Source organism: Candidatus Poribacteria bacterium (assembly GCA_026706025.1).
Taxonomy (GTDB): Bacteria; Poribacteria; WGA-4E; order WGA-4E; family WGA-3G; genus WGA-3G.
The window spans coordinates 39,114-48,675 of record JAPOZO010000055.1; the positions used below are offsets into that span (position 1 = coordinate 39,114).

A 9,562-nucleotide genomic window follows, 5' to 3' on the forward strand; every position below is an offset into this window, starting at 1 on the left:
AGGAGCCAGTTATGTTCAACGCAAATCCTTTTCAGCAACCGGGACAATGGTACCGTGGGAATACACATAGCCATAGCACAGAATCCGATGGGCAGCTTCCTATGGCGGATCGCTTCGCGGCATACCGTGAGGCAGGCTACGATTTCCTTGTGCTAACAGATCACCGTAAGGTTAACGATGTGAGTGCTTACAGTACGTCAGACTTTCTGGCAATATCCGGCAGTGAAGTGCATCCGTCAAATCCTTACGGCGGTGCGACGTATCATTTTGTAGCGATTAACATTCATGAGACGATCAATTGCGCGAAGATGCATCCGAACGCAGTGCTTGATGAAATCAAAGCACAGGGTGGTGAAGCCGTTTTGTGTCACCCTTATTGGTCCGGACACACGATTACAGATTATTTGCCGTTACGCGGGTACTTCGCCATTGAGGTCTATAACGACACGTGTATGGGCATCGGCAAAGGTTTCTCGGAACAGGCATGGGATGACTTGCTGGATAGAGGGGGCCCTGTCCTCGGCATCGCTTCAGATGATGCACACGGCACCGAACACGACTGCTTTCACGGGTGGATTATGGTCAAAGCGGAAGAGTTGACGATTGAGAGTATCATGAAAGCGTTCCGAACAGGTGCGTTCTATTCTACGCTCGGTCCCGAAATTGAAGATATGGCGTTAGAGGATGGCGAGGTAACAGTCAAATGTTCACCGGCACAATCCATCGTTTTTAAAGCGGAGTGCAGCCGGGGTAGGCGGATCCTTCCATCCGATGGCGAACTCTTGACGGAGGCGACCTATAGCGTTCCGAACGGTGCTAAATATGTTCGCGTTGAAATAACAGACGAAACGGGTAAGAAGGCTTGGTCAAATCCGTTTTTTTTCTAAAATAGACATCTGGTCGTCTTTTCACGGGTGCGACAATGCGAAATATTTTGGTGTGTCAAACAGGCGGCTGGATCGGCGATATGGTGTTACTGACGCCTACGTTGCGTGCTTTGAAACACGCCTATCCCGAATCTAATTTGACACTTCTGTTACGGCCCCTTGTGGCGGGTTTGATGGAAACGCACCCGTATGTTGATACTTGCATCGTGGATACCAAAAACCGTGGACGCTACCGATCCCTAACGGGATTGGTGCGTCGGATACACGGGGCTGCGTTTGATGTTGCTGTTGTGTTGCATCCTACTTCGTTCCGAAATGCCTTGCTACCTTTCCTCGCGCGGGTACCGATACGTGTCGGGACAAACGTCAGTGGGCGCGGAATGTTGCTAACCGCATCGTGTAAGGATACTACAAGTGTCCATGAAGTGCATCGGTATCTACGGGTACTGCGGCTCCTCAACATCGACGGCTCCTCAGATTCCTTGGAGTTTTGGCATACGGATGCTGACCGTGAAATGATTCAAGACCTCTTGCATGCTGAAGGTATTTCTGCAACCGATAGACTTGTTGCGCTCAATTTAGGTACAACATGGCGGACAAAACGGTGGGATATGGCGAATTTCGCTGAGGTTATTTACCAAATTGAACACCTTATCCCGGATGCGAGAATTATATTGACCGGTTCATTTGCGGAGCAGACACTTGCAGATGACTTACCTGCATCATTACCGGCGATTAATCTCATTGGAAAAACGTCAATTTTACAACTCGGTGCGCTTTTAGAGAGATGTGAGGTGTGTTTAACCTGTGATAGCGGTCCTATGCACATCGCTGCCGCGGTCGGTACACCAACAGTTGCGCTCTTCGGGCCAACGGACCCGCTCCGCCATAAGCCTTATGGTGCTGGACATATAATTATAGAGAAACCTGTTGAATGTCGTCCATGCTATAAGCGGACGTGCCATCGGCAAGCTGCGCCATATCTCTGCATGACGGAAATTAGCACGACTGAAGTCATAAAGGCATTGGAGTTAAAATTACGGCAGCAGTTACATGCTGCCTGACTAAAATAATCCAACTTGCTACCTTTATGATTTCAGACGCACGCACACCATTTTTCAGTGAAAAGCGGTCATTTTTGCGAAAACTTGGCGTGTTTCCTGCCATTTTCGGCGCGAAGAGGCACAGGCTAACAGCCTATGCTACAAAATGGCAACTTGGGTTAAAATACTAAAAAGGAACACGAATGAAAGACATCCGCGCCTTAATATTTGATTTCGGCGGAACTTTAGATGGAAACGGTATCCATTGGTTGGAACGAGCGTATCATTTTATCCACGAGCGGCACCCAGAGATTACGCGTGAGGCGTTTGACAAGGCGGATAAGGAGACAATAACGGAATTCGCACTCGGAGATACCTCGCATGAGTGGTCTTATCAAGACGGTTCAATGCTGCCGGTTGGGGCGGTTGCCTCTGAATATGCGGCGCGTTGTAACTTGCGGGAGACTACCGATGCGATTGCCGTTGGAATCTATAAGCGGTTGGGATTGAGTGATCAGATGAAAGATGAATATGTTGATTGGTTCTGCGCGGGTGCTGCCGAGCATCTCGAAAACAATCGGCGATGGCTCGAAACGCTTCATGGTACGTATCAACTTGCTGTGATTAGCAATAACTTTGGGAATACCCGAGGTTGGTGTGATGAGTATGGACTGACCCCGTTGCTTGAGGTGATCATAGATTCTACGGTTTTAGGGATAGCAAAGCCGGACGCTCGCATTTTTGAAGCGGCTTTGTCGGAATTGGGCGTTGTCCCTGCACATGCTATCTACGTTGGCGATAGTTATGCTGCGGATATGGTCGGCGGCAAAAATGCAGGACTGTGGACGGCATGGCTTGTTGGTAATGAGGAGAAGGCGTGTCCAGATTTATCTATGGTGGATGTCCAACTTTCCCACCTACACGAATTGACTGATTTTTTGGCGTCGGTGTAAAGTTTGAGAGGGATGGGCAGATACTTCGTTCTGCCCATCACATTGAGGCCAGTAGCGTAAAAGGTTTTACTATATTTCGCGGTGAAGCCCAATGACCTTGCCGAGTATCATCACGTCATTAACACTGAAGATAGTCGGTTCAATTGCTGGGTTTTCAGGTTGTAACCGGACCCGCTCTCCATCAATGTAGAAGCGTTTCACGGTTGCTTCGTCTTCAACGAGTGCGACAACAATATCACCGGGGTCAGCGTTTGCTTGCCTTCTAACGATGACGAAGTCGCCTTCAAGGATGCCAGCCCCGACCATGCTGGAGCCGATGATACGCAAGGCAAAACACTCATGGTTGTTTACCATGCGCGTCGGAATTGGAAGTGTACCTTCGATGTTCTGCGATGCGAGTAAAGGTGTACCTGCCGCCACGCGTCCGAAAATCGGGATTTCTACAATATCGCGTGGCACCTCCGCTAAGGCGGGGTTGGCGTTCTGGCCTTCCAGCCATTTGCTGGTTTGGAGTTTGGGGTCTGCTTCCTTCAGAATGGAAATGGCACGGGGTTTGCCCTCTTCCCGCCCGATATACTTTTTCTTTTCAAGCGCGTTGAGATGGTCGTGTGCCGCTTTTTCTGAGAAGCCGAATTTACTACCAATTTCACGGATTGTTGGTGGATAACCCTCTTTGATACGCCGTTGAATATAGGTAAAGATCTCGCGTTGTCTGGCAGTCAAGAACTTTGCCATGGGTAATCTCCTACGGTAAGGATTAGTTTATATGTTTATATTATATTATATGCAGGTTAAGAATGCAAGTAAAAAATGAAAATTTTATTTTCGCGCGTATCCTTGTCAAAAAATTGAAACCCAATGGTGCTACTAACGTCTTAATTAAGGGAAAAAATTAGAAAATGCAGCGTCTAAATCTCTTTATATATTTTTTTGCGAAAGATCGTTTTATTCTTCAGAGGATGCCGCGTATCTCAACTGTTTTTCAGTGTGTGTGCGTGGTAATAGTTTTGTCTATCGGGAGCATAGGGACGGGATTTGCCAAAGAAGAACCAGAAAAGGTAAAACTTGACAGTGTCGTCAAGGATTTTACCCTTAAGGATACTGCAGGCACGGACTTCACCCTCTACAAATTGAGTGAGGAAAAACCCGTTACAGTGGTCCTATTCCTTGCCACGCAGTGCCCTATAGCGACTGATTACACGGAGCGGATCGTTAACTTGGTCAAGGCGTATGAAGAAAAGAAGGTGCAATTTATCGGGATCAATTCAAACAAGCAGGAAAAAGTTGAGGAGATTTTAGCATACAGTAAGGAACACGGCTTTGAATTTCCACTGCTAAAGGACCCAGAGAACAAAATCGCTGATTATTTCGGCGCGAGACGGACCCCAGAAGTCTTTCTTCTCGATGCAGAACGTGTCCTTCGCTATGCTGGGGCGATTGATAACAGTCCGAAGGAACCGACGAAATACTATCTCAAGGACGCTTTGGATTTAGTGATTGCCGGAAAAGACATTCCAAAGGCAGGAAAAAAGACAAGAGCGATCGGTTGTACGATTAAGCGGGTTCGGAAAACCGGTGTAAACGATAGAACACCGTGAATCCGGCTCTATTGAATATGAGGTAGGAGGGGCAAACAAAATGCTTCGATTCTTATACCACTGTTCTCAAGTTTTGCTAACCCTATTTTGGGTTGTGTGCATCCTGATATTTATAGCAGCTTTTGCCGGAATCGGATTTGCCGGTGGCATGCTAATTGGGTGTTGGGAGGATGTGCGGGGCATCAAATTTGATGATCTTGAATATAATGCTGTTGAAACATGGCAGCAACATCTGGAAGTCTACTCCTCGGTCTGCGAAGTGCAGCGGGCAGATAAAATAGTGTTCTTACTTGCTAAATTGGAGCGATTGGAATATAAGGATGTCGCGGAAATCATTCCAAGATTGAGCCAACCCGGAGAGTACGCTCAGGCACTCGACGCTGGTAAGAAAAACGGCACTGTTCGTATCCATCTACGGGATTTTGAGTATCCGAATCTTGATGTGGAGGCGGGACATGTTCAGATTTCTGTGAAAGACGGAAAGATTGTCTCTATTCGGAACGAGGGCAATGCTGTACGCGAGAACTTTTACCTTGAACCCGAGAAAATAGCCGACATCGCTGATAAGGATAAGGGAACTACGCGGCGTTTGATTCCGCTACTCCAAATGCCTCAAAGATTACAAGGCGCGTTCATTGCTATTGAAGACCGACGGTTTTATGAGCACTGGGGTGTTGATGTTATACGTCTCGTTGGTGCATTTAAAGGTAGATTATTGGATGGCAGACGCTTGGCTGGGACGAGTACTTTGACCCAACAATTAGCGCGGAATATTTACCTTTTTGAACAGCGGTCGAAAAGAGATTATGTCCGAAAAGCCAGAGAAATACTCCTTGCCGTGAGAATTGAGAAGGTTTTTTCTAAGGATGAGATTTTAGAACGTTATCTGAATCATGTTGACTTGGGTCGGTCAAGGTTTGGTGGTAAAACGCTGCACGGCGTTCAACAGGCAGCAAGTGGCTATTTTGGTAAAGAGGTATCCGAATTGGAGAATCATGAGTGTGCCTTACTCGCTGCGCTTCCGAAGGGTCCCGCCGCTTTTTCGCCTTTTTACAATCCACAAGATGCTAAAAGTCGACGTGATATAGTACTGAGTAAAATGTTAGAAGAAGGCTATATCGCTGGTGAGTCTGAATGGCTTAGAGGTATAAACGCCCCACTCCCGCAGAGTCTGCCCGGAAGCGGCATAGAAGCAACAGAAGCAGGACATTTTATTCAATACGTCCACGCTGAACTTCTCCGTCTTCCAGAGCTTAACAAGAAGTTATATAGTGGTGGGTTGAAGGTTTACACAACGATAGACATGTCTATGCAATCTGTTGCTGAGAAAGCGGTCGCGGATCATTTGCGTTATATGGATGGAAAATATGGGGGCAGCCGCCTCCCCAATTACGATGTCAATAAACGGAACCCTAATGGGATTGACCCTATTGATGGTTATTTGCAAGCTGCTCTGATCGCTTTTGAACCGAGGACTGGACGCGTTAGAGCGATGGTAGGTGGTAGAGATTATTATATCGGGGACGGACATTTTAATTTTTATAATCGTGCTGTTGGAAGTGCAAGACGGCAACCCGGTTCTGCCTTTAAACCTATTGTTTTTGCCGCTTTGTTAGAGGAACCATCGGTTGTAACACCCGCAACGGTTGTTATGGATGAAAAGTGGGGAATGGTGCCTTTCCCTGGACAGTGGTGGGCACCGAGCAATTATAGTGATATGTTTAAGGGACCGGTCATCATGCGAGATATTCTCACATCTTCTATTAACGTTCCAACGGCGCGAGCGATGTTGGATACGCCGATAGGCGCGAACGGTATATGGGAGGGCATAAACCGCACTGTAGATTTAGCCAAGCGGATGGGTATTAAAAGCCCGATGGATCCAAAACCTGCCCTCTCTTTAGGCGCGTCTGGTATGACAGTCCTTGAATTAACCTCTGCGTATGGCATTTTTGCAAACGGTGGGGTTCAGACGAAGCCGAGGCACATCCAATATATTTTGGACACAACGGGGGAAGTTATTTATCCGCCTGACAATTATCAGGTCGAGCGCACCCGTGTCTTAGATGAAAAGGTGGCGTATCAGATTACCTCGTGTTTGGAAAATGTGATTAAACATGGAACCGGTAGACGCGCGGTACGGATGGGACTTACCCGCCCAGCTGCAGGTAAGACAGGCACGACTAATGACGATGTAGATGCTTGGTTCGTCGGTTATACAGCAGATATGGTCGTCGGTGTTTGGGTCGGATTTGATAGAAAGGATCCGAGACGCCGGAATTATAATCAACAGGGGGCATGGGCAGCACTGCCTATCTGGGCAAGATTTATGATTGACGCTGTCCGAGGTCCTGAAAAAGAATTTCCTGTCCCTGATGGAATCGTTTTTCGAGAGATTAATAAAAGAAGTGGGCTTCTCAAACGCGCAGGTGCCTGTCCGGAGGAAGATATTAGCACAGAACCTTTTATTGAAGGACAAGAACCGAAAAAACTTTGTAATCTCCATAGATAGCGATAGGAGCATTCAGTTTTAATAGTTGTCAGTTTTCAGAGGAATGGTTGTCAGTTATCAGTTATCAGAGGAAATAGTTTTCAGTTGTCAGTTTTCAGTTGTCAGTTAAAGAGGTATCTGATTAAACCGTACCCCTCTTTAACCGAAAACCGATAACCTGTAAAAGAGGTTTTGATAATCACAAGGTTTCTTTCTGACGACTGAAAGATTTTTCGCAGAAAAATCGGACTGAAAACTGAAAACTGTTAAAACTGAAAGATTTTTTCGGAAAAAAATCGCTCTGATAACTGAAAACTAAATACCGTACAAATTTCTTGTGGGCTTGATGTCCATATTGCCTGCGATCTACATTAACCTGACAAGGAGTGAGAAGCCGAAATGCGAGAGAATTGGGAATTGCTAACGAAAATTGATGCTACAGAAGACGATGACCCTGAAGTGAGTCAACTGGAATTTGAGCTCATCTCTGATTTCTCACCCGAAGGCGACCAGCCGCAAGCGATTGACCAACTTACAGCGGGACTCCAATGTGGCAACAAAGCACAGACGCTGCTCGGTGTGACCGGGTCTGGTAAAACCTACACGATGGCGAATGTGATTCAGAACGTTCAGTTACCCACACTCGTTATTTCGCCGAATAAGACACTCGCCGCTCAACTCTATAACGAGTTCCGAACGTTTTTCCCGAATAACGCCGTTCACTACTTCGTCAGCGATTACGAATACTATCAACCTGAAGCATACATCCCGTCTACAGACACTTTCATTGAGAAGGATGTCCGTATTAACGAGGAGATCACGCGGATGCGGCTCGCCTCGACAGCGTCTTTAATATCGCGTCGCGATGTTATCGTTGTCGCAAGTGTTTCCTGTCTCTACGGTCTCGGGTCGCCAGAGGAATTTGAGAACCAGAGGGTTCAGATAGAAGTTGGCGCGGTTGTTCGTCGCGATGCACTCCTACGCGCCTTGGTCGATATTCAATATGTCCGTAATGACGTGGAGTTCTGGCAGGGTGTGTTCCGCGCACGTGGTGATGTCGTTGAAGTGTTTCCAGCTTATAGTGAAAACGCCTATCGTATTGAACTTTTCGGTGATGAGATTGATCGCATTAGCGAGATTGATACCACGACGGGTGAGATCATGGCACAACGGAATTTCCTTGAAATCTATCCGGCGAAGCACTTCATGACTGACGGTGAAATCTTTGATCAAGCATTAATCAATATTGAACTTGAACTCCAAGACCGGATCCTAACTTTTGAGAAAGAGAATAAGCTGCTGGAAGCACAACGTATTGAACAACGCACCCGCTTTGATCTGGAGATGTTGCGGGAGGTCGGTTACTGCTCTGGTATTGAAAACTACTCGCGGCACCTTTCTGGGTTACAACCAGGAGATCCACCGTACTGTCTCATGCACTACTTCCCTGACGATTTTCTACTCTTTATTGATGAGTCCCACGTCACAATTCCGCAGCTGCGCGGCATGTATCGTGGCGACCGCTCTCGAAAGGAGACGCTCGTTAAGTATGGGTTCCGCCTGCCTTCGGCACTGGACAACCGACCTCTCCGTTTCGACGAGGTTGAAGCGCGCGTTAACCAGGTTATTTTTGTCTCCGCAACGCCGGGACAGTATGAAATGGAAAACGGTGCGCAAATCGTTGAGCAGATTATCCGCCCAACAGGACTCATTGATCCCGAAATTACGATCCATCCGGTAAGAGGACAGATAGACCATCTCATCGGCAGGATCAAGGAGCGGGTCAAGCGGAAACAACGGGTTCTCGTCACAACGCTTACCAAGCGGATGTCGGAAGACTTAACCGAGTATTTGACTGAAGCGGGTATCCGTGCCGACTATATGCATTCTGAGATTGACGTGTTTGACCGCGCTCGCATTCTCCGTCAACTCCGGGAAGGGGTCTTTGATGTGTTAGTTGGTATCAATCTGCTTCGAGAGGGGCTTGATCTACCAGAGGTCTCTCTTGTTGCGATTCTGGACGCTGACCGTCCCGGTTTTCTCCGGTCTGTGAGATCGCTTGTGCAGACAGCTGGACGCGCTGCGCGGAATGTTGATGGCGAAGTCATCTTGTACGGGGATGATGTTACAGAAGCAATGGAAGAAGCAATGAAGGAGACGCGCCGCCGTCGCGAGATTCAACTACAATATAACGTAGATAACGATATTACACCGGCTACCATTCAAAAGGCGATTCAGGAGCTTATCGCTGAATCGGAAACCGAGTATGATACTAAGAAGACGGAGCAGCCGCCTGCCGTTGTTGAGGATATGGAGCCACAAGATATTGAAGCGATCATTACCGACCTGACCCGACAGATGCGAAAGGCTGCGCTGGAGCTTGATTATGAGGAAGCCGCCGCTTTACGGGATCGTATTGCCGAACTGAAGGCGCAATCCACAAATTAATTGAGTGTTGGACAATTTCAGAGACCGTTAGTCTCTTAAATTTAATGAGGGATTTCATTATTCGTGGCATCTTTGTACCGTAAACTGTTAGTTTCCTTGTTTTCGTCCAATGAAGGCGTAATGTCATTCTTGTTTGAAAGGT

Annotated in this window: 7 protein-coding genes; 6 read left to right on the top strand and 1 reads right to left on the bottom strand. The window is 47.3% G+C overall.

Features of this window, described 5'->3' with window-relative positions; genetic code table 11:
* The first annotated feature begins 11 nt into the window (after positions 1–11).
* From OXH00_12680 to OXH00_12690, 3 genes are all read left to right on the top strand, one after another.
* On the top strand, positions 12–887 hold the full coding sequence (locus tag OXH00_12680; GenBank protein ID MCY3741869.1) for a CehA/McbA family metallohydrolase: 876 nt from the start codon (positions 12–14) through the stop codon (positions 885–887).
* Between the two features lie 35 nt (positions 888–922).
* Positions 923–1,951: a glycosyltransferase family 9 protein gene (locus OXH00_12685; protein ID MCY3741870.1), complete on the top strand. Its 1,029-nt coding sequence runs from the start codon at positions 923–925 to the stop codon at positions 1,949–1,951.
* A gap of 182 nt (positions 1,952–2,133) precedes the next feature.
* Positions 2,134–2,883 (top strand): HAD family hydrolase, encoded by a 750-nt coding sequence (locus tag OXH00_12690; GenBank protein ID MCY3741871.1) that lies wholly within the window; start codon positions 2,134–2,136, stop codon positions 2,881–2,883.
* 69 nt (positions 2,884–2,952) lie between these two features.
* Here OXH00_12690 and lexA read toward each other — a convergent pair whose 3' ends face one another.
* Positions 2,953–3,618 (bottom strand): transcriptional repressor LexA, encoded by a 666-nt coding sequence (gene lexA, locus OXH00_12695; protein ID MCY3741872.1) that lies wholly within the window; start codon positions 3,616–3,618, stop codon positions 2,953–2,955.
* Between the two features lie 272 nt (positions 3,619–3,890).
* Here lexA and OXH00_12700 point away from each other — a divergent pair, with 272 nt between their 5' ends.
* The 3 genes from OXH00_12700 (at position 3,891) to uvrB (ending at position 9,420) form a co-directional block, all read left to right on the top strand.
* Entirely contained in the window at positions 3,891–4,481 is a 591-nt protein-coding gene (locus OXH00_12700; GenBank protein MCY3741873.1) for a redoxin domain-containing protein, read from the top strand.
* 40 nt (positions 4,482–4,521) lie between these two features.
* Positions 4,522–6,993: a PBP1A family penicillin-binding protein gene (locus OXH00_12705; GenBank protein ID MCY3741874.1), complete on the top strand. Its 2,472-nt coding sequence runs from the start codon at positions 4,522–4,524 to the stop codon at positions 6,991–6,993.
* A 378-nt stretch (positions 6,994–7,371) separates the two neighbouring features.
* The gene (gene uvrB / locus OXH00_12710) at positions 7,372–9,420 is read left to right on the top strand and encodes an excinuclease ABC subunit UvrB (GenBank protein MCY3741875.1); all 2,049 of its coding nucleotides are present in this window, start codon (positions 7,372–7,374) and stop codon (positions 9,418–9,420) included.
* Positions 9,421–9,562 lie beyond the last annotated feature (142 nt).

Excerpts from the sequence above, each read along its gene's own strand:
- OXH00_12680 (MCY3741869.1), top strand. The coding sequence starts at position 12 with ATGTTCAACGCAAATCCTTTTCAGCAACCGGGACAATGGTACCGTGGG.
- uvrB (MCY3741875.1), top strand. The coding sequence starts at position 7,372 with ATGCGAGAGAATTGGGAATTGCTAACGAAAATTGATGCTACAGAAGAC.
- OXH00_12705 (MCY3741874.1), top strand. The coding sequence starts at position 4,522 with ATGCTTCGATTCTTATACCACTGTTCTCAAGTTTTGCTAACCCTATTT.
- lexA (MCY3741872.1), bottom strand. The coding sequence starts at position 3,618 with ATGGCAAAGTTCTTGACTGCCAGACAACGCGAGATCTTTACCTATATT.
- OXH00_12690 (MCY3741871.1), top strand. The coding sequence starts at position 2,134 with ATGAAAGACATCCGCGCCTTAATATTTGATTTCGGCGGAACTTTAGAT.
- OXH00_12685 (MCY3741870.1), top strand. The coding sequence starts at position 923 with ATGCGAAATATTTTGGTGTGTCAAACAGGCGGCTGGATCGGCGATATG.